Origin of the sequence: Nocardia iowensis, assembly GCF_019222765.1 — a bacterium.
GTDB lineage: Bacteria > Actinomycetota > Actinomycetes > Mycobacteriales > Mycobacteriaceae > Nocardia > Nocardia iowensis.
Window position 1 is genome coordinate 7,187,169 of sequence record NZ_CP078145.1, and the last position, 23,902, is coordinate 7,211,070.

A 23,902-nucleotide genomic window follows, 5' to 3' on the forward strand; every position below is an offset into this window, starting at 1 on the left:
GCACCTAACTGGCGGCTTGTCTGCCCAGCGCGTCCGCGAACAGCAGTCCGCCGATGACCGCGGCGGGGACGCCGAGTGCGATGGTGCCGATGATCGCGCCGATCGGTGCGGCGGCGGCGCCGGTCACCAGGCAGCCGCCGAGGAAGCCGGGGACGGCGAGGACACCGACTGTCGGGACGGCCGCCGCCGCACCGACCAAGGCCCCGCCCGCCAGACAGCCGATGCCCGCGCCGATGGTCGTGCCGATCAGCGTGCCGAGGGCGACGCCGAGGCCGGAGATGGTGGCGAAGTTCATTACGGCGGTGTTGAAGTCGGTGGATTGCGGGTCGATGGCGATATCGCGCAGCTCGGCTGGGGCGGGGTGGGCGGCAGCGGGGTCGGTGCTCGGGGTCAGGGTGGCGGTGTTGCCGTCGATCTTCGCTGTGATGGGCCACACTTTGTTGTCGCGTTGATAGCTGAGCGGCATCGACACGAGCACACGTCCGGCGCGGTCGTTGACCAGGAACTGCCCGTCGCCCGCGGTCAGCGTGCCCGCGTCGATGGTCAGCACCACCGACTTCTCGACCATGCCTGCGGTGTAGTGGATTTCGGGCGCCGGGACGTCGGCATGCGACGTGGCGGCCGAACCGACCAGGGCGGCAACAGTGCATGCCGCCAGCGTCACGAATGCTGTTCTGCTCATGGGGATTCCCTCATCTTCTCGCCTCGGCACAGCCGGGCGCGTGGTCGCCGGTGCGCGCACAGCACACCGTTGAGTACGAAAGTTCTTGCGGAGAAGCAATATTGGCGAGACAGCCGAGCCTGGTCGGGTCGCCGTGCGGAGCGGTACTCGGTACCGCGGAAGGACGCTAGCCCCAGCGGGGCCAGCCGTGCAACCACTCGCCGCCGAGTGTAGGCCAGCTCACAGCGAGCACCGAGACGCGAACAAATCAGTCGAAATTCCCGGGAACTACAGGGCGTAGTTGACCGACTAAGTGGTCATGCAGCGAACAGCCATGCGGATCAGCCCGCAGGGAGATTTCGGTGTGGTGGTCGAGGACTTCGATCCCACATCACGCGACGACATCCGTGCGGTCAAGCGCACCGTGTACCGGGAGCGAATCGCGGTGATCAAGGGCATCAACCTCGATCCGCACCAATTCGTCGCGCTGGCACGTGGTTTCGGCGAGCCGGTGCGGTATTACGAGCCGATCTATCACCACCCCGAGGTACCCGAGGTCTTCGTGTCGTCCAATGTCGACACCGGCGAGCAGCGGGTCGGCGTGCCCAAGACCGGGAAGTTCTGGCATTCGGACTACCAGTTCATGCCGCGTCCGTTCGATCTGACCTTCACGCACACCCAGGTGGTCCCGAGCCACAGCCGAGGCACCTACTTCATCGATCTCGCCGCCGCCTACCACCGGCTCAGCCCTGAGCTGCGACGATCGGTCGCGGACACGGTGGCGACGCACAGCGTCCGCCGCTATTTCAAGATCCGGCCCAGCGATGTCTACCGGCCCGTCTCGGAGTTGCTGGCCGAGATCGACCGCAAGACGCCGCCGGTGACCATGCCGACCGTCCACCCGCACCCGCACACCGGCGAGCCCGTCGTGTACGTCAGCGAGGGCCTCACCACGGCCATCACCACGGCCGACGGCACCGATCGACCCGATCTGCTGCACGAATTACTCACCGCCACCGGGCAACTCGACGGCACCTTCGAACATCCGGCGATCCGGCTGCAGACCTTCGAACGCGGCGATCTGCTCATATGGGACAACCGCAGTCTGGTACACCGGGCGCTGCACAACTCGACCTGCGAACCCGCGGTCTCGCATCGGGTCACCGTGTACGACGACGAAGGCGTCCCGGCATGAACGGCGCTGTCTTTCCGAACGATCCGGGGCTGCTGTCGGAGGTGCTGCGCTGCTACAAACCGCACTGCCGCTACCTGCGCGAGCTCGCGGTCGAGGCGCGCGGCGAGCGAGTCACGGCCGCCGGAACATTCGAGATCCCGGAGTCCTGCTATATCGACGCGACGGGCCACCTCAATTCGGTCGAGGTGAATATCTGCTACAACCAGATGCTGTACCAGACCGTCGCGGTGCTGGTGCGCCATCGCGTCGGTCCGCTGTTCAGCGACTGGACCATGGACGACTACTGGCGGCGCCAGCTGCCCGACATCCTGATCACCCGGCTGGACAGCGAATACCGGCGGCCGATCGATCCGCGACGGTTCTTCGGCGAGTTCAGCCTCGACGGTAGCCAGGAACGCACGAGCAAGCTCGACGGTGCGCCGTTCACCTCGTTGGATACCTCGTTCCGGTGTTGGGACGACGAAGGCGGGCAGTGCGCGGGCACCGTCCGCTTGGCAATCGTGAACGCGGCGAAACCGCTGGATGCGGCGCGATGACCGGGCGAACCGTGACCTCGGTCCTGGCGCGCCACGCGCGGAATCGGCCGGGCACCCTCGCGATCGCCTGTGCCGGAGCAGGACTCGACTACGCGCGGTTGCATGCCGACAGCATTCGGCTCGCCCGCGCGCTGCGCGCCGCCGGTATCGACAAAGGCAGCCGGGTGGCGTACCTGGGCAAGGAATCCGTCGATTACTACAGTCTGTTCTTCGCGTGCGCGCGGATGGGCGCGGTGCTGGTACCCATCAACTTCCGACTCACCGCACCGGAAGTCGAACACATCATTCGTAATTCGGGCAGCACACTGGTACTCGTCGAGGCCGACACCGCCGACATCGCGCACTCAGCCGCGCCGGAAGTGCGCGCGATCCGGATGGACGGCGACGAATTCACCGGTTGGCTGGCCGGGGTCGCCGAGCCGGAACCCGGCGAGCGACCGGCGGAGCCCGACGACGCGGTGATCCAGCTGTACACCAGCGGAACCACCGGTTTGCCCAAAGGTGTTGTGCTGGCGCAGCGCAGCTTCTTCGCCATCGCGGACGCGCTCGACGAGGCCGGGCTCGACTGGCTCGCCTTCCGCGACGGTGACCGCAATCTCATCGGCCTCCCCGGCTTTCATGTCGGCGGAATCTGGTGGGCCATGCAGGGTTTCGCGGCAGGCGTCACCAATGTGGCGATGCCGCGGTTCGACAGCAGTACCGCGGTGGCACTCATCGAGGAAGCCCAGATCACCACCATGTGTGTCGTCCCATCGATGCTGCGGCTGATCCTCGGCGAACCGCGGGTCACACGTGAAGCGGTCCGCTCGGTGCGCAAGGTCGTCTATGGCGGGTCACCCATTTCGGAGACACTGTTGCGGGAAGCACTGGAGCTCTTCGGCGCCGAGTTCGCGCAGATCTACGGACTGACCGAAACCGGCAATACCGCGATCTGCCTCCCGCCCGCGGACCACGTGCCAGGCAATCCGCGGCTGGCGGCGGCGGGCCGTCCGTACCCCGGTGTGTCCGTGCGGATCATCGATGCGTCCGGCGCGCGGTGCGAGCCCGGCGCGGTGGGTGAGATCTGCCTGCGCTCACCGGCCGCCATGCTCGGCTACTGGAATCTGCCGGAGGCCACGGCCGAAACACTCGTCGATGGCTGGGTGCACACCGGGGACGCCGGATATGTCGATGCCGATGGCTACCTGTACATCAGGGACCGGTTGAAGGACATGATCATCGTGGGCGGCGAGAACATCTATCCCGCCGAGATCGAGAACACCCTCGCCCGCCACCCGGCGGTGGCGGATTCGGCGGTGATCGGGGTGCCCGACGATGTGCTCGGCGAGTCGGTGCATGCCTTCGTCGCGTGCCGACCGGGTGAACGCGTCCGGGTGCGTGAGCTCATGACGTTCTGCCGGGAGCAGTTGGCGTGGTTCAAGATTCCGGTGCGATTCGAGTTCGTCGACCGTATTCCGCGCAATCCGAGCGGCAAGATCCTGCGCTGGCAACTGCGGGAGCGGTTCTGGGCCGACCGGGAGAGACAGGTCAACTGATGGAACCACTCAGCTATGACAGCGTGCGCGCCGATATCGCCGACGCGCTCTACCTGGAACCCGACGAACTGGGCGACACCGACGACCTGTTCGCCGCTGGATTGGATTCGGTGCGATTGATCGGCCTGATCGAGCGGTGGAAGTCGCGCGGTGCCGCTCCGGCTTTCGCGGATCTGGCCGAGAACCCCACCCTGACCGCGTGGTGGTCACTGCTCGCGCCAAGGGCCGCGCCGTGAGGGCGGCCGTCGCGCGGCCGTTGACGGCCGCGCAACTGGGTGTCTGGCTCGGCCAGCAGCTCGATCCCGCTGCCTCGGTCTTCAATATCGCCGAGTACGTGGATATTTCGGGTCCCGTGGTGCTGGATCTGCTGGTGGCCGCGATCCGGACGGCGATCGACGAGGCTGCGGCACTGCATGTTCGGTTCATCGAGGACGGCCCGTGCCAGGTCGCGGAGTCGCCGGAGTGGGCGGTTCAGGTGGTAGATGTCTCGGCCGAACCCGATCCGCTGCGCGCCGCACTGGAGCTGATGGCGCGGGACGTCGCTCAGCCGGTCGAGCTGACCGGTGACCTCCTGTTCGCACACATCGTTTTCCGGCTCGGTGCGCAACGTACGCTCTGGTATCACCGGGTGCACCACATCCTGCTCGACGGCTACGGCATGGCGCTGATCGCGCGCCGCGTCGCCGAGCTGTACACCGCGAGTACGGCCGGAACAGCGCCGCCGCCTTGCGCTTTCGGATCCTGGGACGCCGTGGTTGCGGCCGATATCGCGTACGCCGATTCGGCCGACCTCGACCGCGACCGCGCGTTCTGGCTCGACTATCTCCGCGACCGCCCGGCCCCGGTGACCTTGTCCGGTGCGGGGCCGCGCGCGACATCGGTTGCGGGCCGGGTACTTCGGGAGTTCGCCAGGCTCGATGCCGAGACTGTCGCGCTGTTGCGCAGCGTTGCGGCGACCGTGCGCGCGAATTGGACCGATGTGCTCACCGCAGCGGTCGCCGCCTACGTGCACCGGATGACCGGTGCCACCGAGGTGTGTCTCGCGCTGCCGGTCATGCTGCGCACCGGCACGCCCGCACTGCGCGTGCCGTGCATGACGCTCAACGGTGTCGCGCTCTGGACCGAATTCGCGGACGCTCCGACACTGGCCGAGGTCACCGGCCGGGTCGCCCGGCAGCTGGTGCGCAGCCGCCGCCATCAGCGCTACCGCAGCGAGCAGGTGCGGCGCGACCTCGGCTTGGTCGGCAGCGACCGCGGCATGTACGGCCCGTCGGTCAACATCATGCTGTTCGATTACGACCTGCGCTTCGGTCATTGCGCCAGCACGGTTCACAATGTCACCGCGGGCATGATCGATGACCTGGTCTTCAACCTTTACGACCGGATGGACGGCGCCGGCCCGACGTTGTACCTCGACGGGCACCCGAGCGCGTACACGCCGGACGAGCTGGCCACCCATCTCCGGCGTTTCACGACGTTCCTCCGTCGCGTCCTGGACGAACCATACCGGTCGCTCGACGCGGTCGACCTGTGCCTACCTGGCGAACGAGAGTGGTTGCGCGTCAACAGCCGTGGCAACGACCGTCACTGGCCGGACCACACGGTGCACGACTTGCTCACCGCCCAGATCGCCCGCACGCCAACAGCCACCGCACTCGTCGCTGCCGACTCGGATGGGGTGCGGCACACCCTCAACTACGCCGAACTAGCCGCACGAACAAGGGTATTGGGTTCGGCGTTGACAGTTGCCGGTACGCGCCGCGGTGACGCCGTAGCGGTGCTACTCCCCCGCACCAGCGACGCGATCGCCGCGCTGTTTGCCGTATTGGCCAGTGGCGCCACCTATGTCCCGCTCGATCCCGGCCAGCCTGCCGCGCGATTAACGCTGCTACTGGCGGGTCTCGCGGGGCATGCCGATGCGCAGGCACGCACCGCCATCCTCACCACCACCACGCTGGCTCCCCTGATCCCGGCCGCGCTGCGCGATCGCGCGGTTGCGATTGATGAACTCGCCACTACCGCAACAGAACCCGCCGAGGATGACGATTCGCCGACCGTCCGGCTACACCCCGAGCTTCCGGCCTGGGTGATCCACACGTCGGGCACCACCGGAACACCCAAGGCCGTGGTGATTTCGCATCGTTCCGTGCTGAACCTGTACCACCACCATCGTGAGCACCTGATCGAGCCCGCGGTGGCGGCGCGGGGCGGACGGCGGATGCGGGCGGCCCTCACCGCATCGATGACGTTCGATACGGCATGGGAGGGGTTGCTCTGGCTGCTGGCCGGACATGAGCTGCATTTCATCGATGACGAGCTGCGCCGTGACCCCGACCGGTTGGTGCGGTATATCAGGGAACAACGCATCGACTTTCTCGATGTCACACCGACTTTCGCCCGTGAGCTGCTGGCAGCGGGATTGCTTTCCGCGTCACATCGTCCGTCAGTAATCGCACTCGGCGGCGAAGCGGTCGATCCGGCGCTCTGGACAACCCTGCGCGCTGAGCCGGGTGTCACGGTCTACAACCTCTACGGCCCAACGGAATGCACCGTCGACGCCACCTGGGCCACCCTCGCCACGCACGCCGCACCGTCCATCGGAGTCCCCCTCACCAATGGCCGCTGCCACGTGCTGGATCGGGCTCTTCAGCCGGTGCCGCCGGATGTGGTCGGCGAGCTGTACGTCGGCGGAATGCCGGTCGGGCACGGGTATCTGGGTGAGTCGGCAGCCACCGCAGCGCGGTTCGTGGCCGACCCGTTCGAGACGAACGGCGGCCGCCTCTATCGCACCGGCGATCTGGTTCGGTGGCATCGGAATGGTCACCTCGAGTACCTGGGCCGCGGGGACAGTCAGATGTCGTTGCGCGGCTATCGGATCGAGGTCGGCGAGGTGGAGTCCGCACTCGCCGCACATGCTCAGGTCGACTCGGCTGCGGTAGCCGTCCATGCGGAGGTCCTGGTCGCCTACCTGGTGTCCACCCTCGGTGCGGGTGAGCCCACGGCCGGAGCGCTGCGCAGGCACCTGGCCGGTCGGTTGCCCGACTACATGGTGCCGTCGGTGTATGTGTTCCTGGATCGCCTGCCGCACACCACGAACGGAAAACTGGACCGGGCCGCGCTGCCCGCGCCGCCGGACGCGAAGTTGACCGCGCGACCCGCTCGTACTTCGGCCGAGCACACGCTCGTCCGATTGTTCGCGGAGGCGCTCGAGGTCGAGTCGGTCGGCATCGATGACGACTTCTTCGCGCTCGGTGGGCATTCGCTGCGCGCGGCGCGGGTGCTGAACGGAGTCAGGGCGGCCTTCGGTGTGCGCTGGGATCTGCGGGCCATGTTCGACACACCGACCGTTGCCGGGCTCGCCGAGCGTCTTGCCTCCGGACGCGAAATCGACGAATTGAGCTGGACAGCAGCTGAACTCGAATCGGACGCGCAGCTCGACGCCACGATCCGCGCGAACAACAACCGAACGGCCGAGCCGCGAACGGTGTTGCTCACCGGTGCCACCGGATTTCTCGGTGCGTTCCTGCTTGCCGCACTACTCGAACGCACCGACTTGCACGTGTACTGCCTGATCCGCGCAGACAACGACGTCGCGGCACACCAGCGCCTGCACTCCGCCTTCGCCCGTTATCGTCTCGGCGGAACCACCACCGGTTACCGGAGCGAGGCGCTCGAGTTCCGGGTTACCGCGATCGCGGGTGATCTCGCCCTCCCCCGGTTCGGCCTCTCGCAGGAGCGCTACCAGGATCTCGCCGACACCGTCGACGCCATCGTGCACAACGGTGCGCGAGTCCACCACTTCGAGCCGTACTCCCGGCTGCGTCCGGCGAATGTCGAAGGCACCGAACGCATTCTGCGGCTCGCTACCACCTGCAGGCCCAAACCGGTCCACTTCGTGTCCTCCGTCGACACCGCCTGCGCCGTCGACGGCAATCCGCCGATCCTCGGCGAAGACCGGCGGGTGGCCGCGACGTCGTTGCCGCACAACGGTTACGTCGCGAGCAAGTGGGTATCAGAGGGGTTGGTCTATGCCGCCGGTGACCGCGGCGTACCGGTCACGGTGTACCGCCCTGGTCGGATCGGCGGGCACTCGCTGACCGGAGCGTCCGGCCCCGATGACGCGTTGTGGAGCCTGGTTCGCGCGATGGTCGTCCTGGCAGCCGTTCCCGACGAGATCTACGACGCGGGCACCATCGACCTGGTCCCGGTGGATTGGGTTGCCGCCGCCATCACGCACCTCGTCGTCCACCGGTCCACGGCTCGAACCTTCCACCTGACCAGCCCACGGCCGCTGGCGTTTGCCACCATCGTCGACGGGCTGCGCGAGCGGGGCTACTCCATCGCGGCCATCCCTTCCGCGATCTGGCATTCGCGATTGGCGGCCGTGGCGGACCAGTCTTCGGCACAGGGCGACCACTCGCTGACCATCGCCCGTGCGCATACCGCCCACCTGACACCTGCGCACACCGCAACATACGGACGGGACAACGCCCGTACCGCACTCCTCGATTCGGCTGTCCCACAGCCGGATTCCGCCATCGCACTCACTGCCGGGATCGACTACCTGATCGAGACCCGCTTCCTTCCGCCGCCACCGGCCATACCGGTCGGCGCGGCACACCCATCGAAGAGGCACCCATGCTGATGAAACGCGCGACGCTGCTGGCACTCGCGGCAGCCACCCTCGCCGTCACCGGCTGCACCACCTCGGTGACCGAGACGACGGATACCAGGCCCGCCGCAGCGACCGACGGTGTCACCGAATACCCGGTGACCCTGGAGAATTGCGGCAAGACCTACACGTTCACCGAGGCACCGAAGCGGGTCGTCGTGATGAACGGTGGTTCCGTCGGCGAGATTTCCGCGCTCGTCGCACTCGGTGTCGCCGACCGTGTGGTGGCCAACGCTCAGTCCTATGGCGCCTCCGACGTGCCGGGGCGCGCCGCCGCGATCGATGCGCTCCCGACCGGCGCGTTCACGCCGAACAACTTGCAGGACATCCCACGCGAAGCGATGCTGAACCAGCGGCCCGACTTCGTCATCTCCACCCATGGCGGTGGTTTCGCCGCCGAGTACGGCTTCGCCACCCGCGACGAGCTGGCCGCGGCGGGCGCCAATACCTATGTGCCCCGAGCGAACTGCGGTGTGGCAGGTGCCGCCACCGGCACACCGACGATCGAGGACAGCTACGCACTGCTGCGCGATCTCGGCACCGTCTTCGACGTCCGAGGTCGAGCGGACCGCATCATCGCCGAGTCACAACGCGCCATTGCGGAGACGGCGGCGCGGGTGGCCGGACAACCGAAAAAGAATGTGCTGCTGGTCTTCCCCGGCATGGGGATGGGCGACTCGTCGGACTTCTCCGCGATCGCGGCGGGCGGCATCTGGAACGACGTCATCGACAAGGCCGGTGGGGTGAACCCGTTCAACCGGGACGACGGCACCACCTTCGTGACGATCAGCAAGGAACAGCTCGCGGTGACACCGGTCGACGGGCTCGTCGTGGTCAACTACCGCAGTCCCGACGTCAACTACCGCAGTCCCGACATCGACGCGGTCGCCGAGCGGATCCTCGCGCAGTTCCCGCAGTGGAACGCCACGAAGGCCGACAACTACGCGGTGCTGTCGGATTCGATCTACCTCGGCCCGAGCAACGACGTCGCGGTGGCACGCCTCGCGAAACTGGTACACCCAGAGCAGTTCCGGTGACCCGCACCAGCACCCGGCCGCCGCTGGCGGCGACGCCACTGCCGATCGCGCTCGTCGTGTCGGCAGCGGTGCTGCTCGCCATGATGCTGCTGTCCATCGCCGCCGGGTCGGTCACCGTGTCGGTCGCCGACACCGGCCGGGTGATCCTGGCCCATCTGTCCGGCAAGACACCGGATGTCGGCTTCACGGTCGACCAGATCGTCTGGAACTATCGGCTGCCTCGGGTGATCCTGGCCGCGCTGTGCGGCTGCGGCCTCGCCGTGGCAGGGGTGATTCTGCAAGCGCTGGTGAACAATCCGCTGGCCGACCCGTATGTGCTCGGGCTGTCATCCGGTGCGTCGCTCGGCGCGGTAACCGTAATCGTCACGGCCGGTGGCGTACTCGGCGGCGTCGGGGTGTCCACCGCGGCCTTCTGCGGGGCGGTCGCGACGATCGCGGTGGTGTTCCTGCTCGGGCAACAACGCGGCACCCTGGTGCCGACCCGGTTGGTCCTCGCGGGTGTCGCGGTGGGCTATCTGCTCCTAGCCGCCACGAACTATCTTCAGCTGCGCGCCACCCCGAATGAGCTACGGGCGGTGCTGTTCTGGACGATGGGCAGTGTCGCCGGGGCCAGTTGGGATCGGCTCGGGCCGGTCACCGTGGTGGTGCTGGTGACCGTCGCGGTGGTGCTCGCCTTCGGCAGGCGGCTCAATGTGCTCGGTACCGGTGATGAACAGGCCACCGCCCTCGGCGTCGATGTGCGCACGCTCCGGATCATCCTGCTGGTCTCGGCCTCGTTGCTCACCGGCGTGCTGATCGCCGCCGCCGGTGGCATCGGGTTCGTCGGCTTGATGATTCCGCATCTGGTCCGGCTCGCCTTCGGCCTGGACCATCGGCGGGTGCTGCCGCTGTCCGCCCTGATCGGTGCCGCCTATCTGGTTGCGGTAGACCTGCTTTCGCGCACCGTCGACGCACCCAACGAGTTGCCGCTCGGTATCTTCACCGCCGCGTTCGGTGCCCCGTTCTTTCTCTGGCTGCTGCGTCGCAACGGTGGGCTGACATGAGTGTGTCCTCGGCCGAATTGTCGGTAACCGGAGTGAGCGTCACATTCGGTGACGCCTCGGTTCTACACAAGGTGACCCTCGATGCGCCGTCCGGCACCGTCGTCGGCATCGTCGGCCCCAACGGCAGCGGCAAGACCACGCTGCTGCGCACGATCTATCGGTCACTGCCACCGGACAGTGGCGTTATCGCGGTCGACGGTGCCGACATCACCGGGCTGTCGATCCGCGCCGCGGCCCGCACGACAGCGGCTGTACTCCAGAATGGTTCCGGCTCACCGGAACTCACGGTCGCCGAATTGGTCGGTCTGGGCCGGAACCCGCACCACGCGCTGTTCAGCCGGGACACCGCGGCCGACCGTGCGGCCGTCGACGACGCCATGGCACGGACCGGCAGCACCGCCTACGCCGAGCGCGCCGTCGGCTCGCTGTCCGGTGGCGAACGCCAACGTGTCCTGCTCGCCAGAGCCCTCGCGCAGCAGCCGCGCCTGCTCGTGCTGGACGAACTGACCAATCATCTCGACGTCCGAGCCCGCTTCGAACTGCTCGACCTGATCCGCTCGACCGGCATCACCACCCTCGCGGTACTGCACGAACTCGACCTCGCCGTGCGCTGCTGCGACCGGCTGGTCGTCCTCGATCACGGCAGCGTCGTCGCGGCGGGCGGCGTGCTCGACGTGATGACTCCGGAGCTACTGCGCAAGGTGTTCGGCGTGCGGGCCACCGCGACGAAACATGACGACGGCATCATCCGATTGCATTACGCCGCAAACCCTTTGGCGGAACTGTGAGAACGCCGCGGTCACCCGTGTGCGGTGCGCCGACCACCGAATCGGGTGGCGGCGACGAGATCCTCGCGCGCCCGCGCCACCCGCGAGCGCACCGTGCCGACCGGGCAGCCGCACACCGCCGCCGCCTCGGCATAGGACAGGCCGAGCACCTGGGTGAGCACCAGCGCCTCCCGGCGCTCCGGCGCGAGGTCGTCCAGCAGCAGGTTGAGCTCGACGATCTCGGTCAGCCCGTCCCGCCGCGGCACCTGCCGATCGGCCGCCGCGGCCCAATCGACGCCGTAGGCGATCTTCGGTCTGGCCACCGCCATCCGCACCTGATCGACCACGACGCGGCGCGCGATGGACAGCAGCCAGGTGCGCGCGCTGGCGCGGCCCTCGAAGCGTTTGATGCTGCCGAGCGCGCGCAGGTAGGTCTCCTGGGTCAGGTCATCGGCCCGGCCGACCTCGGTCAGATGGGCGAGCAACCGCCACACATCCTTCTGGGTGGCACGGATGAAACCTTCCAGTGCCCGCCGGTCGCCGCGCGCCGCCGCCAGTGCCAGGCGGGTCGTCTCGTCATCCTCGGCGGGCGTCGGCATGGTGTCGACAATAACCGCCGCCCCGGCCACGCTCGGACCGGCCTGGCGGAGGTAATCCGCGTCACCACGGCGGGTCGAGTGAACGTTGCCACCAAAACCGACCCCTGGGAACTTCGGTGTCCGGATGGACGACAATCTGGACGTGGAGTGCAAAGTGTGCCGGACGGCGCTGTCGGCCCGGATCGACGGCGAGCGCGAAACCGTTCCCGCGGCGCGGGTGGACGAGCACCTGGAGCAGTGCGCCGAATGCTGCTCCTGGTACGTCGCCGCCGTGGAGACCTCGAAGCGGTTGCGCGGCGCTTCGTCGTACGCACCGGACCTGACCGAGGCGATCTTCGCCGCCGCCGACCTGGAGCGACCGCAGCCGTCGCGGCGGGCCCGGTTGCGCACCGCCCTGCCCAGCTCACGCACCGCCTGGACCCGCATCGTGCTGGGTGTGCTCGGCGTGCTGCAGTGCGCACTGGCCCTGGCCCAGCTTGCCGGGCTCGACTTCGGCATGAGCCATCACCACGCCGCCGAGATGACCCGCCACCTGCTCAACGAGAGCACCGCGTGGAGCCTCGCCATCGGCGTCGGGTTCATCTATTGCGCGCTGCGGCCGTATGCCGCGGCGGGTGTGCTGCCGGTGCTGGGGGTGCTGGTCGCCGCGTTGACCGCGTTCGTGGTGTCCGACCTGTACTCCGGTGTGGTGCCGATGTCGCGGGTGCTGTCGCACAGCGTGCTGGTCGTCGCCCTGGTGCTGGTCGTGGTCGTGCACCGGACCCGCCGTCCGGAGACCTCGCCGCCGACCAGCGACCGTGTCCCCACCGATCTGGTGCTGCCGCCGGGTGCTCGGCTCGGCAGGCGCACCGGTCACCTTCGCTCGACCCAAGATCCCGCCGCGTGACGAACGGAATTTCATGACCATCGAGCTCGACCCGATCACTCGAACCGATCCGAGCATTGAGGCAACCCGTATTTCCCTGGCAGTCACGGGGATGAGCTGCGCGGCCTGCTCGACCAGGGTGGAACGCAAACTCAACAAGATCGAGGGCGTCACCGCCTCGGTCAACTACGCCACCGGCATCGCCACCATCGACGCGGTCGGCGACATCACCGCCGAGCAGCTGTGCGCCGAGGTCGACGCCACCGGCTTCGGCGCCTCGCCGATCATCGACCGCACCGAGACGATCGGCTCAGCACCCGAAGACGCTGAGGTCAGAGATCTGCTGCGCAGGCTGGTCGTCGCGTTGATGGCGTTCTTCCCGCTGGCCGACCTCTCGGTGATGTTCGCCACCATCCCGGCCACCCGGATCACCGGCTGGCAGCTGATCCTCACCGTGCTCGCGCTGCCCGTCGTGGTCTGGTCGGCGGCGCCGTTCCACCGCAAGGCCTTCGCCAATGCGCGGGCCGGCGCGGCGAGCATGGACACCTTGGTCTCGGTGGGCGTGCTCACCGCGACGCTGTGGTCGCTGGACACGATGTTCTTGCACCCCAACCGATCCGGGCCCGCGCCGGACGGCGTCTGGGCGGCGATCTGGGCCAGCGACGCGATCTATCTCGAGGTGGCCGCCGGCGTCACCGCATTCGTGTTGGCCGGACGGTATTTCGAGGCGAAGGCCAAGCGTTCGGCGGGCAGCGCGTTGCGCGCGCTGGCCGCGCTGGGCGCCCGCGAGGTCACCGTGCTGACCCGCGACGACCGCGAAATGCGGGTCCCCATCGGCGAACTCGTCGAAGGGCAGCGCTTCGTGGTGCGGCCGGGCGAGACCATCGCCACCGATGGCCTTGTGGTAGCGGGCGAATCCAGTGTCGACGCCAGCGCGATGACCGGTGAATCCGTCCCGGTCGACGTGACGACCGGCATGGCGGTGATCGGCGGTACCACGGCGCTCACCGGGCGGCTGATCGTGGAAGCCGCCGCGGTGGGGGCGGATACGAAGCTGTCCGGGATGATCCGGCTGGTCGAGCAGGCGCAGACCGGCAAGGCGCGCATGCAGCGGATCGCCGACCGGGTGTCGTCGGTGTTCGTGCCGTTCGTGTTCCTGATCACCGCCGTGACGTTCGTGACCTGGTTGCTCACCGGCGCGGGCGCCGACCTGGCGGCGGCGGCCGCGCTGGCGGTGCTGGTCGTGGCCTGCCCGTGCGCGCTGGGCCTGGCCATTCCGACCGCACTGATGGTCGCGTCGGGACGTGGTGCGCAGCTGGGCATTTTCATCAAGGGCCACCAGGCGCTGGAAGCCACCCGGGACGTGGACACCGTGGTGCTGGACAAGACCGGGACCGTCACCAATGGCGCGATGAGTGTGGTCGCGGTGACCGAGCAGGAGCCGTTCAGCGCGGCGGCGGTGCTGCGGCTGGCCGGTGCGGTGGAGGCCGCGTCCGAGCACGCGGTCGCCGCGGCGATCACCCGGCACGCCCGCGAAACGGTCGGCGCACTGCCGGAGGCCGAATCCTTCGAAGCACTACCGGGATTGGGTGCTCGGGGCGTGGTGGACGGTCAGCGTGTGCTGGTGGGGCGTGCCCGGCTGTTCGACGATCAGGGTGTCGTTATCCCGCAAGAAATGAATCGCGCTGCGCGGCAGCAGGAACGAGCCGGGCGCACCGTCGTGCTCGTCGCCGTGGACGGTGCGGTTGTCGCAGTCGTCGCGGTGGCCGACACCGTGAAGGAGACCGCCGCCGCCGCGATCACCCGGCTGCACCGGCTCGGGCTGCGGGTCATGATGTTCACCGGTGACAACCCCTACGCCGCGCAGTCGGTGGCCGACGAGATCGGCATCGATGAGGTTGTCGCCGAACTGCTTCCGGAGGGCAAGGTCGAGCTGATCGCTCGCATGCAGGAGCAGGGCCGCCGCGTCGTGATGGTCGGCGACGGCATCAACGACGGTGCGGCGCTGGCCACCGCCGATCTCGGCATGGCGATCGGCGCGGGCACCGACGTCGCGATCGCCGCCGCCGACGTCATCCTGGTGCGCGAGGATCTCGGCGCGGTCGCCGACGCCATCGAGCTGGCACACGCCACGCTGCGCACCATCAAGGGCAACCTGGTGTGGGCGTTCGGCTACAACGTGATCGCCATTCCCGTTGCCGCCCTCGGCTTCCTGAACCCGCTGATCGCCGGGGCCGCCATGGCCTTCTCGTCCTTCTTCGTGGTCTCCAACAGCCTGCGCCTGCGCCGGGTCCGCTTCAACCGCTGACCCACCCGAAGGCGGCGGGGTTCAGCGCCGCGACTGGGCCAGTTGCTCCAGCATGGCGTTGTAGGCGGCCAGGTCGGAGTCGGTGTACTCGTCGTCCTTGCGGTCGGTGCGGACGGCGGTGCGCCGGTCCTGCGCCACCCACTGGGTCAGTAGCGCACCGACCACGAGCAGGATCGGGATTTCGCCCGAGACCCAGGCGATCCCGCCGCCGACCCGTTGATCGGCGAGCAGGTCGATGTTCCACGGCAGCTGCAGGTTGGTGTAAAAGCGTGACCCGATGACGGTGTTCATCGACATCACCGCGACGCCGAAGAAGGCGTGAAAAGGCATGACAGCGAACAACATACCGAGTCTGCCCAGGTGCGGCAGTCGCCGCGGGCCCGGGTCGATGCCGATGATGCCCCAGTAGTACAGGTAGCCGACGATCAGGAAGTGCACGTTCATCAGCACGTGCCCCCAGTGATATCGGATCAGGCTCTCGAACAACGGCGTGAAATACAGCCCGTAGAGCGAGATCACGAACAATGACAGCGCGGTCGCGGGATGCGCGACCACCGCGGTCGGGCGGGAATGCAGGATCGCGAGGACCCATTCGCGCACACCGTGCACCTGGCCGCGCTTGGCCGCCGGAACGGCGCGCAACAGCAGTGTCACCGGCGCGCCGAGCACCAGCAGCACCGGCACGAACATGTTCAAAGCCATGTGCGTGATCATGTGCATGCTGAACATCGCGAACCCGTAGGTGCCGATGCCAGAGGAGGTCGCGATCAGCAGGGCCACGCAGCCGCCGACCCACGACGCGGTGCGCCACCGCGACCAGTCGTCCCCGCGCCGCCACAACCGCAGCACGCCGAGCGCGTACAGCACGATCCCGGCCAGCGCGGCGGTACCGAGCACGATGTCGAAGCGCCACAACGTCATCAGCCGCAGCATGTTCGGTCGATCGAACAGATCGAACCCGAGGAACACCTCCTGCGCGGTGAACGATCGATCGGCGAAAGCCGGGGCCGGTTGGACCGCCATGGCCACCGTCGCGCCGAGTGCCACTGCGGAAAGCGCTCCGCTACAGGCGATCAGGAAGGCCGTCCGAGTGCCAGGGGCACGGTGTGCCAGTACGGCGCGCATGGTGAGCCCGAGGTCGGCGCCGACAGCGACGACCACCAGCGCCAACCGCCCGTAGCCGGTGGTCAGCACGTCCTTCCAGGGCAGCAGGATCACCCAGAGCACCAGCCCACTCAGGGTGGCCGCGGCCAGACAAAGCAGCGCGATCGTCGCGCCGCGACGGACCGCGGTGCGCGGGTGTGATCCGTTGCGGCGCAGGTGCTCCGCGACGCACCACAGCACACCGGGCAGCACCGACACCGCCAGCTGGAAGATGATCATCGCGCCGGTGCCGTAATCGTGGTTGGGTCCCTCGCCCGCATTGCCGACCAGGGCGGGCGGCAGCACGGCGATCGCGGCCACCAACATCAGCACCATCGCGCCGTTCCAGGACAACATTATTCGGGCGCCGAGGGTCACCACCGTGGCCAGTACCGCGACCACGATCCACGCCTTCGGTTTCTCGCTGGCGTCGATCAGCGGTCCGAGCGCACCGAGCCGGAAGAGCCCGGAGACCGTCAGCCCACCCACGTTCGCGGCGGTCACCACGATGAGCGCCAGCGCCGACAGCACCCACACCACACCGGCCCGCTCGGCGAGCCGCAGCCCGGCGTACCCGTCGACGTCGAGGCGGCCGCGGCCGGTGACGGCGGTACAGCACACCGCGTAGACCAGGGCACCGAGCGCGGTCGCACCTGCTAGGGCGGCAACGACACGCAGCAGTACGTAACCGAGTACGTCGGCGAACCCCGGATAGGCGATACCGGCGGCCCGATAGGGCGCATCGCCCGCCTCGACCACGGCACCGACGACGAGCGCGAGCAGAACCGCCGCCGCGACAAGCCAGACGAGATGGACTGTCGAGCGTTTCACCGGCACGTTGACGTCCACCATCCTCGAGAACGAAAGTCCTTGCACCTGAAACAGGTCTCGCTGACCGGTCGGCTCCGGCGTCCGGAAAGTTCCGGCGCAGGCGCGAGTGGGATGCAGGTCACATTTCGTCCGCCGATGACGGGAGTTCAGATGGTATTGCCGCTGATCCCGCCGGAAATCGGCAATGCCTCACCGTTGAAATGCCGCCCCTGCTCGGACACCAGCAGCAACACCAGGTCGGCGACCTCGGCGGGGGCGATCAGGTCGGAATTCGGCGGGCCGGACGCGAACATCTCCATCACGTCCTCCCGGGTGGGATTCTCCTTGTCCGGCAGCATCATCCGATACATCGCCGGGTTCTGGATCATGTCGGTGTCCACGCCGCCGGGCAGCACCGCGTTGACGGTGATGCCGTAGTCGACCACTTCCAGCGACAGCGACTTGACCAGTCCGATCACGCCCCACTTCGCGGCCGCGTAGTGCCCGGCGTTGCGCACGCCCATCCGGGCCACGATCGAGGAGGTGGCGACGATGCGACCCCAGCGGCGTTCGATCATGTGTGGCACCACCGCACGGAAGCTGTGGAAGACGCCGCTGAGGTTGATGTCGATCATGGTCTGCCACAGCTCGTCGCCCATTTCGGCGATCGGCGAGTTGGAGGCGATGCCCGCATTGGCGATCAGGATGTCGATGTGACCGAAGTCATCGATCGCCCGCTGGGCGACCGCGTTCATCTCCATTTGACTTCGCACATCGGCCTTGAGCGGGACACAGCGGCGGCCGGTCTCCTCGACCAGTTTGGCGGTTTCGGCCAGGTCGGACTCCGAACTCAGCGGATATGGCACGCCTGCGATGGGCTCCGCGATATCGCACACCACGATGTCCGCGCCCGCCGTCGCCAACGCCAGCGCGTGGGCGCGCCCCTGGCCACGAGCCCCGCCGGTGATCACCGCTACCTTGTCATCGAGTTTCCCCATGTCGGGCACCTCACAGATCGGTATTCTTTCGGCCGAACCCATCGTTCCACGCCGTCATGGCGGATGGGTACGAAACGTTCCGGGTCGGCACAGCGACGAAGTGGTTGCGGTGTGCGTCGCAGCAGCAGGTAGTCGTCGACCTCGCCACCTCCACATCGCTGAGGCGCGTGGCCCAGCGCGCCCACAAGGGTCCCAGGGGGCCAGATGACCGATTGTGAGTACTTCGCCGTGGATCTCGACCAGCTCGTCCGACCTTTCGACACCGCACCGACCGACTACGACGCGACCGTGGCCCGCTCGATCGCCAGCCCGCTGCTGCGCAGGCTGCTGCACACCGCCGTCGGCCTCTCGCACGACTCCATCGACCTGCTGTCCACCATGAGCGATCGGCTACGCGCCGTCGAGGGCATCGTCATCCGCGACCCGCTGGACAGCTGAGGACGAGTCAGGCGGTCCGGCTCGCCGCGGGCAGTCCGAGGACGGCCGGTATTCGTTGATAGCCACGAAGATTGACGAGCCCGCGGCGCACCGGGGTGCCGGTGAGCCGCAGGTCGGGGAAGCGCTCGTACAACGCCGCCAAGGCGACGCTGCCCTCCATCCTGGCCAGGCTGGCGCCGAGGCACGCGTGCACACCGCCGCTGAACGACAGGTGCTCGCGCGCGTTGACCCTGGTGACGTCGAACTTGCCGGGGTCGGCGAAGACGGCGGGGTCGCGATTGGCCGCGCCGAGCAGTAGCGAGACCATCTCGCCGCGTGGGATCGACTGACCCGCTATTTCCATGTCGCGCAACGCGGTTCGGGACGTCATCTGCACCGGGCTGTCGAATCGCAGGATCTCCTCGATCGCGGCGGGCCATCGGTCCGGTTCGGCCCGCAGCAGGTCGAGCTGGTCCTGGTGCTCGTGCAGCGCGACCATGCCGTTGCCGAGAAGGTTGACGGTGGTTTCGAAACCGGCACCGGCGACCAGCGTCGCGGTCGCGATGAGTTCGGGCTTGGTCAAGCTGCCGCTGACGGCCAGTTCGCTGAGGATGTTGTCGCCGGGATCGGCCCGCAGCCGGTCGAGGTGTCCGTCGAGATATTCCTGACTGTCCCGCAAGGCGGCGACGGCGGAACGGAAGGTGCGCCACGAGATGCCGAAGTCGAGCAGCGGCGCGCCCGCGTGCCCGAGCTCGAGCATCTCCGCCTGCTTTTCCCTTGGCACACCGAGGATTTCGCAGATTATCGCTACCGGTAGCTGCCGGGCGAAGTCCTCGATCAGGTCGGCGGCGGGGCGAGAAGCCAGTTCGACGAGTAGTTCGTCGGTCACCTCGGCGATTCGGTCGCGAAGCCGACCGATGGCACGCGGAGTGAATTCCTGCGCCACGAGCTTGCGGTATCTCGTGTGCTCCGGCGGATCGACCACCAGCATGGACGGCGGTTCGACCGGGTTCGCCAGCTTCAGGTCGGTGGCGCGGACCACCCGGCGCACCGGGCCGGGCAGATTGATCGCGTCCGGCGGTGTCACCCCGAAGTTCTTGTCGCGCAAGATGCTCCGGCACACTTCATGGTCGGCGGATACCCAAGTGAACTCGGTGCGGACCAATCGGCCTCGGTCACGGATTCGGTCGCCGAGCGGATACGGGTTCTGTTCGGCGCGACCCGCCAGCATCTCGGCGAGCGGATCGCCGCGCCGGGCCCGCATTCTGAGGTACACGCCAGGGCCGCCGTGCAATGCCGCCCATCGGATCCAACTCTTCATCTCGGCCCCCGCCTGTGGTCTGGAGTGCCTCACGCTACGCATCGGGGATTCGTAGCGCATCGGTCCAGGGTGGCAGATGTCTCTCATGCCGAGGTCCTATCGATGCGGCATATCTGAAATTGTTTCGTTTACCAGCAGAAGGCCTGCCAGAGAGCCCAATTCGTCGACCTGAGGCAAATCTTCGGCAAAGTCGATCAATGGGTGGCGTGAGACAGCGGTCACATGGTTTGGTTGATGCAGGCCGGTCGTGCCGGCCGTAGGTGAACCTCGGTTCGGGAGGTGGCAGCGGCAGTGAGTGTGACGCAGACCGGAGAACTTCAGGCGGTTCGCCCGTATCCACGACGGATGGGGCCGAAGGGTTCCTACATCTGGAAGATGCTCACGACCACCGATCCGAAGGTGCTCGGAGTCATGTATCTGGTCACGGCGATGTCGTTCTTCTTCATCGGCGGCCTGATGGCGCTGCTGATGCGCGGCGAGCTGGCGCGGCCGGGAATGCAGTTCCTCTCACCGGAACAGTTCAACCAGCTGTTCACCATGCACGGCACGATCATGCTGCTGTTCTACGCCACTCCGATCGTGTTCGGCTTCGCAAACGCGGTGCTGCCCTTGCAAATCGGAGCGCCGGACGTCGCGTTTCCACGGCTCAACGCGTTCAGCTACTGGCTGTTCCTGTTCGGCGCCACCATCGCGACCTCGGGCTTTCTCACACCCGGCGGGCCCGCCGATTTCGGCTGGACCGGGTACACGCCGCTGAGCAACTTCCAGCACGCGCCGGGGGTCGGCGGGGATCTGTGGATCATGGGGCTGATCCTGTCCGGCCTCGGCACCATTCTCGGCGGCGTCAACATGATCACCACGATCATCTGCCTGCGCGCGCCCGGCATGATCATGTTCCGGATGCCGATCTTCACCTGGAACATCTTGATCACCAGTATCCTTGTGCTGCTTGCCTTCCCGATCCTCACCGCAGCGTTGTTCGCGCTGGCGATCGACCGGCATCTCGGCGGTCACATCTACGACCCGGCGAACGGCGGCGTGCTGCTGTGGCAGCACCTGTTCTGGTTCTTCGGGCACCCCGAGGTGTACATCGTGGCGCTGCCGTTCTTCGGCATCGTCACCGAGATATTCCCGGTGTTCAGCCGCAAGCCGCTGTTCGGCTACACGGCGCTGGTGTATGCGACGATCGCGATCGGCGCACTGTCGGTGGCCGTCTGGGCGCACCACATGTATGCGACGGGAGCCGTTCTGCTGCCCTTCTTTTCGCTGATGACCTTCCTGATCGCGGTGCCGACCGGGGTGAAGTTCTTCAACTGGATCTTCACCATGTGGCGCGGGCAGTTGACATTCGAATCGCCGATGCTGTTCTCGCTCGGCTTCCTGACCACCTTCTTGTTCGGTGGGCTATCGGGTGTCATCCTGGCCAGCCCGCCGCTGGACTTTCACGTCACCGACTCGTATTTCGTTGTCGCGCACTTCCATTACGTCCTGTTCGGGACCATCGTGTTCGCCACCTTCGCGGGGATCTATTTCTGGTTCCCCAAGATGACCGGTCGGATGATGGACGAACGCCTTGCGAAGTGGCATTTCTGGACCACGTTCGTGGGGTTCCACGTCACTTTTCTTGTCCAGCACTGGGTGGGCGCCGAGGGCATGCCGCGGCGCTACGCCGACTACCTGCCGATGGATGGCTTCACCGTGCTGAACACCATCTCCACCATCGGCGCGTTCATCCTCGGCGCCTCGATGCTGCCGTTCATCTGGAACGTCTTCAAGAGTTATCGCTACGGTGAAGTGGTCACCGTGGACGATCCGTGGGGTTATGGCAACTCGCTGGAATGGGCGACGACCTGCCCGCCGCCGCGGCACAACTTCTACGAGCTGCCGCGCATCCGGTCCGAGCGTCCGGCGTTCGAGCTGCACTACCCGCACATGGTCGAGCGGATGCGCACCGAGGCGAACGTCGGCTGGGGTGCCGGTCACCGCGCCGCCATGCTCGTCGAGGATCGCGCCGTCAAGCGCGCGGCCGGTCCTTCGCCGGAGAAAGGTTCCGGTCCCGAGACTCCGGAATAGTTGTTGCCGAACTGGCAAAGAAGTTTGCCGTTTTCGGCCTTGCCCGTGGATCGTGGTGTCCATGACCGAGACACACAGCCACGACGGCGGCAATACGGTGGAGTACTGGGAGGCCTTCTACCAGGAGCGCGAACGCGTCTGGTCCGGCTCCCCCAATGTCTTTCTGGTCCGCGAAATCGAGTCGGTCCCCGCGGGCTCCGCGCTCGACCTCGGCTGCGCGGAAGGCGCCGACGCGGTCTGGCTGGCCCAGCGTGGCTGGCGGGTCACCGCGGTCGACGTCTCGGCGACCGCGCTGGACCGCGCCCGAGCCCACGCCGCCGACCGAGGCGTCACCGACATCGACTGGCAGCAACATGATCTCGCCAACTCCTTCCCCACCGGACAGTACGACCTCGTCAGCGCCCAGTACCTGCACTCCCCCGTCGCCCACACCGACGAACGCGAGAAGATCCTCCGCCGAGCAGCCGACGCGGTAGCCCCGGGCGGCCTACTCCTCATCGTCGGCCACGCCGGGTGGCCCACCTGGGCCGAAAACCCACCCACCGTCCACCTCCCCACCACCGCCGAAGTACGCACCGGCCTGAACCTCGACCCCGCCGAATGGACCGTCGAGGTCGACGAGGTAGTCGAGCGCGAACGCACGAGCCCGGAGGGAAAGCCCGGCACCCACAAGGACAACATCCTCCGAATCCGCCGCCACGCCTGACCACAGTGATCAACGGGACATGGCGGTGGCGCTTCTCGCGAAATGCCACAGCCATGTCCCGTTGATCACGAAGCCGAGTCCAGTTTGTCGATGTTGGCGAGAACTTTTTCGTGCCAGTCGATTTCGGATTGGATTCGCATTCGGGCATGGTCGACGATCAGGTCGTCTACCGTGCTCTGGTCCGGCCAGCGGCGGTCGAGTTGGTGCTCGATCTGCGAACTTCGGGCGCGGAGCGCGGCTATGCGGTCTTCGAGGTAGCCGCGCAGCAGGACCCGGTCGAGGTCCGCGCTGACGGCCAAGGCGAGATCGACTACGTCCGGGCGGATTTCGACGTCGGTGAAGGCCTCGTCGCGTAGCGCGCGGAGTTCCCTGAGTCCTTCGTCGGTGATCTCGTAGACGGTACGCGCGGGCAGTGCGCCCTGCTGCTCGGTGCGCAGCGGGCGGATCAGGTTCTCGTCCGCCATCCGATGCAAGGCGCCGTACAGCGAGCCCGGTTTGACGCGAGACCACAGTTCCGCACGATCCACTCGCGCGTCGCGGCGCAGCTGATGGCCATGCATCGGCCCCCTCTTGGCCAGCGCGGCCAGCACGAACAACCGAGTCTCGTTCACGGTTCCAGTCTGTCACGACTACTCGTATTTGAGTACTCTATTTTGCATGACCGTTCGACCGATACTCATTGCGGGCGACCCGAGGTTGACCACTCCGGCAACCCCGGTCGCCATCTTCGACGACGAACTCGCGTCGTTCGTCGAGGATCTGTTCGAGACCAATACGGCCGCCAACGGGGCGGGCCTGGCCGCGAATCAAGTAGGCGACGGCAGGGCGGTCTTCGTCTACGACCTCGTGGATGCCTCGGGCCGCCATCGCGGCTGCGTCGTCAACCCGGTCCTGGAGACCTCCGGCATTCCGGAAACCATGCCCGACCCGGACGACGACCTGGAGGGCTGCCTTTCGGTGCCGGGAGAGTGGTATCCCACCGGACGCGCGCACTGGTCGAAGGTCACCGGAGTGGACGTGGCCGGGCAGCCGGTCATGGTCGAAGCCACCGGATACCTCGCACGCTGCCTCCAGCACGAGACCGACCATCTCGCGGGACACCTCTACCTCGAGCGCCTGATCGGGCGGAATCAACGGGCGGCCCGCCGAATGATCAAGGATCGCCAATGGACTCGACCCGGACGGTCGTGGTTGCCGGGTTAGCCGACCTCGCCGA

20 protein-coding genes are annotated in these 23,902 nt (G+C 67.3%); 14 read left to right on the top strand and 6 right to left on the bottom strand.

The genetic code is table 11. From position 1 onward, the window contains the following. Positions 1–4: 4 nt before the first annotated feature. Positions 5–682, bottom strand: coding sequence for a DUF8020 domain-containing protein (locus tag KV110_RS33055; protein ID WP_218471081.1), 678 nt, complete (start codon positions 680–682; stop codon positions 5–7). A gap of 298 nt (positions 683–980) precedes the next feature. Between KV110_RS33055 and scoE the strand changes: the two genes are divergently transcribed. From scoE to KV110_RS33095, 8 genes are read left to right on the top strand one after another with little or no spacing between them, the layout of a single operon-like run. Continuing rightward, positions 981–1,856 carry a (3R)-3-[(carboxymethyl)amino]fatty acid oxygenase/decarboxylase gene (gene scoE, locus KV110_RS33060; RefSeq protein ID WP_246634137.1) on the top strand — a complete coding sequence of 292 codons (876 nt, stop codon included), beginning with the start codon at positions 981–983 and terminating at the stop codon, positions 1,854–1,856. Further along, positions 1,853–2,392 (top strand): FcoT family thioesterase, encoded by a 540-nt coding sequence (locus KV110_RS33065; protein WP_218471082.1) that lies wholly within the window; start codon positions 1,853–1,855, stop codon positions 2,390–2,392. The genes scoE and KV110_RS33065 overlap by 4 nt, the downstream gene beginning before the upstream one ends. After that, positions 2,389–3,927, top strand: a complete 1,539-nt coding sequence (locus KV110_RS33070; RefSeq protein WP_218471083.1) for a long-chain-fatty-acid--CoA ligase — start codon at positions 2,389–2,391, stop codon at positions 3,925–3,927. The genes KV110_RS33065 and KV110_RS33070 overlap by 4 nt, the downstream gene beginning before the upstream one ends. After that, a complete protein-coding gene (locus KV110_RS33075) occupies positions 3,927–4,163 on the top strand; it encodes a phosphopantetheine-binding protein (RefSeq protein WP_218471084.1) in 237 nt (78 codons plus the stop codon). The genes KV110_RS33070 and KV110_RS33075 overlap by 1 nt, the downstream gene beginning before the upstream one ends. Continuing rightward, the gene (locus tag KV110_RS33080; protein ID WP_218471085.1) at positions 4,127–8,572 is read left to right on the top strand and encodes a non-ribosomal peptide synthetase; all 4,446 of its coding nucleotides are present in this window, start codon (positions 4,127–4,129) and stop codon (positions 8,570–8,572) included. Before KV110_RS33075 ends, KV110_RS33080 begins: the two co-directional genes overlap by 37 nt. Next, positions 8,566–9,636 carry an ABC transporter substrate-binding protein gene (locus KV110_RS33085; protein ID WP_218471086.1) on the top strand — a complete coding sequence of 357 codons (1,071 nt, stop codon included), beginning with the start codon at positions 8,566–8,568 and terminating at the stop codon, positions 9,634–9,636. Before KV110_RS33080 ends, KV110_RS33085 begins: the two co-directional genes overlap by 7 nt. Continuing rightward, a complete protein-coding gene (locus KV110_RS33090; protein WP_218471087.1) occupies positions 9,633–10,679 on the top strand; it encodes a FecCD family ABC transporter permease in 1,047 nt (348 codons plus the stop codon). Before KV110_RS33085 ends, KV110_RS33090 begins: the two co-directional genes overlap by 4 nt. Beyond that, positions 10,676–11,467: an ABC transporter ATP-binding protein gene (locus tag KV110_RS33095; protein ID WP_218471088.1), complete on the top strand. Its 792-nt coding sequence runs from the start codon at positions 10,676–10,678 to the stop codon at positions 11,465–11,467. The genes KV110_RS33090 and KV110_RS33095 overlap by 4 nt, the downstream gene beginning before the upstream one ends. 11 nt (positions 11,468–11,478) lie before the next feature. On the opposite strand, the gene sigC is transcribed toward KV110_RS33095, so the two are convergent. After that, on the bottom strand, positions 11,479–12,045 hold the full coding sequence (sigC, locus tag KV110_RS33100; RefSeq protein ID WP_218471089.1) for an RNA polymerase sigma factor SigC: 567 nt from the start codon (positions 12,043–12,045) through the stop codon (positions 11,479–11,481). A gap of 124 nt (positions 12,046–12,169) precedes the next feature. On the opposite strand from sigC, the gene KV110_RS33105 reads away from it, so the two are divergent. Both KV110_RS33105 and KV110_RS33110 read left to right on the top strand, forming a co-directional pair. Then, complete coding sequence (locus KV110_RS33105; protein ID WP_246634138.1) at positions 12,170–12,931, top strand: zf-HC2 domain-containing protein; 762 nt, start codon at positions 12,170–12,172, stop codon at positions 12,929–12,931. Between the two features lie 13 nt (positions 12,932–12,944). Beyond that, positions 12,945–15,218, top strand: a complete 2,274-nt coding sequence (locus KV110_RS33110; protein ID WP_218471090.1) for a heavy metal translocating P-type ATPase — start codon at positions 12,945–12,947, stop codon at positions 15,216–15,218. A 21-nt stretch (positions 15,219–15,239) separates the two neighbouring features. Here the strand turns inward: KV110_RS33110 and KV110_RS33115 are convergent, their stop codons facing one another. Both KV110_RS33115 and KV110_RS33120 read right to left on the bottom strand, forming a co-directional pair. Beyond that, a complete protein-coding gene (locus tag KV110_RS33115; RefSeq protein WP_218471091.1) occupies positions 15,240–17,213 on the bottom strand; it encodes a cytochrome c oxidase assembly protein in 1,974 nt (657 codons plus the stop codon). 125 nt (positions 17,214–17,338) lie between these two features. Beyond that, positions 17,339–18,169, bottom strand: coding sequence for a mycofactocin-coupled SDR family oxidoreductase (locus KV110_RS33120; RefSeq protein WP_218471092.1), 831 nt, complete (start codon positions 18,167–18,169; stop codon positions 17,339–17,341). 204 nt (positions 18,170–18,373) lie between these two features. Between KV110_RS33120 and KV110_RS33125 the strand changes: the two genes are divergently transcribed. Beyond that, positions 18,374–18,607, top strand: a complete 234-nt coding sequence (locus KV110_RS33125; RefSeq protein WP_218471093.1) for a hypothetical protein — start codon at positions 18,374–18,376, stop codon at positions 18,605–18,607. Positions 18,608–18,614: 7 nt separating this feature from the next. On the opposite strand, the gene KV110_RS33130 is transcribed toward KV110_RS33125, so the two are convergent. Next, complete coding sequence (locus KV110_RS33130) at positions 18,615–19,907, bottom strand: cytochrome P450 (RefSeq protein ID WP_218471094.1); 1,293 nt, start codon at positions 19,905–19,907, stop codon at positions 18,615–18,617. 345 nt (positions 19,908–20,252) lie between these two features. Between KV110_RS33130 and ctaD the strand changes: the two genes are divergently transcribed. Together ctaD and KV110_RS33140 are read left to right on the top strand one after the other, a co-directional pair. After that, positions 20,253–21,980, top strand: coding sequence for an aa3-type cytochrome oxidase subunit I (gene ctaD / locus KV110_RS33135; protein ID WP_246634815.1), 1,728 nt, complete (start codon positions 20,253–20,255; stop codon positions 21,978–21,980). A gap of 61 nt (positions 21,981–22,041) precedes the next feature. Further along, positions 22,042–22,686, top strand: coding sequence for a class I SAM-dependent methyltransferase (locus KV110_RS33140; protein WP_218471096.1), 645 nt, complete (start codon positions 22,042–22,044; stop codon positions 22,684–22,686). Positions 22,687–22,751: 65 nt separating this feature from the next. Here the strand turns inward: KV110_RS33140 and KV110_RS33145 are convergent, their stop codons facing one another. Next, positions 22,752–23,297 carry a PadR family transcriptional regulator gene (locus KV110_RS33145; protein WP_218471097.1) on the bottom strand — a complete coding sequence of 182 codons (546 nt, stop codon included), beginning with the start codon at positions 23,295–23,297 and terminating at the stop codon, positions 22,752–22,754. Between the two features lie 46 nt (positions 23,298–23,343). On the opposite strand from KV110_RS33145, the gene KV110_RS33150 reads away from it, so the two are divergent. Further along, complete coding sequence (locus KV110_RS33150) at positions 23,344–23,889, top strand: peptide deformylase (RefSeq protein WP_218471098.1); 546 nt, start codon at positions 23,344–23,346, stop codon at positions 23,887–23,889. Positions 23,890–23,902 lie beyond the last annotated feature (13 nt).

Bases quoted from the DNA above. Each gene is read 5' to 3' on its own strand.
- KV110_RS33055 (WP_218471081.1), bottom strand. From the start codon at position 682: ATGAGCAGAACAGCATTCGTGACGCTGGCGGCATGCACTGTTGCCGCC.
- scoE (WP_246634137.1), top strand. From the start codon at position 981: ATGCAGCGAACAGCCATGCGGATCAGCCCGCAGGGAGATTTCGGTGTG.
- KV110_RS33075 (WP_218471084.1), top strand. From the start codon at position 3,927: ATGGAACCACTCAGCTATGACAGCGTGCGCGCCGATATCGCCGACGCG.
- KV110_RS33115 (WP_218471091.1), bottom strand. From the start codon at position 17,213: ATGGTGGACGTCAACGTGCCGGTGAAACGCTCGACAGTCCATCTCGTC.
- sigC (WP_218471089.1), bottom strand. From the start codon at position 12,045: ATGCCGACGCCCGCCGAGGATGACGAGACGACCCGCCTGGCACTGGCG.
- KV110_RS33095 (WP_218471088.1), top strand. From the start codon at position 10,676: ATGAGTGTGTCCTCGGCCGAATTGTCGGTAACCGGAGTGAGCGTCACA.
- KV110_RS33085 (WP_218471086.1), top strand. From the start codon at position 8,566: ATGCTGATGAAACGCGCGACGCTGCTGGCACTCGCGGCAGCCACCCTC.
- KV110_RS33110 (WP_218471090.1), top strand. From the start codon at position 12,945: ATGACCATCGAGCTCGACCCGATCACTCGAACCGATCCGAGCATTGAG.
- KV110_RS33120 (WP_218471092.1), bottom strand. From the start codon at position 18,169: ATGGGGAAACTCGATGACAAGGTAGCGGTGATCACCGGCGGGGCTCGT.
- KV110_RS33150 (WP_218471098.1), top strand. From the start codon at position 23,344: ATGACCGTTCGACCGATACTCATTGCGGGCGACCCGAGGTTGACCACT.
- KV110_RS33130 (WP_218471094.1), bottom strand. From the start codon at position 19,907: ATGAAGAGTTGGATCCGATGGGCGGCATTGCACGGCGGCCCTGGCGTG.
- KV110_RS33125 (WP_218471093.1), top strand. From the start codon at position 18,374: ATGACCGATTGTGAGTACTTCGCCGTGGATCTCGACCAGCTCGTCCGA.
- KV110_RS33105 (WP_246634138.1), top strand. From the start codon at position 12,170: ATGGACGACAATCTGGACGTGGAGTGCAAAGTGTGCCGGACGGCGCTG.
- KV110_RS33070 (WP_218471083.1), top strand. From the start codon at position 2,389: ATGACCGGGCGAACCGTGACCTCGGTCCTGGCGCGCCACGCGCGGAAT.
- KV110_RS33140 (WP_218471096.1), top strand. From the start codon at position 22,042: ATGACCGAGACACACAGCCACGACGGCGGCAATACGGTGGAGTACTGG.
- ctaD (WP_246634815.1), top strand. From the start codon at position 20,253: ATGGGGCCGAAGGGTTCCTACATCTGGAAGATGCTCACGACCACCGAT.
- KV110_RS33065 (WP_218471082.1), top strand. From the start codon at position 1,853: ATGAACGGCGCTGTCTTTCCGAACGATCCGGGGCTGCTGTCGGAGGTG.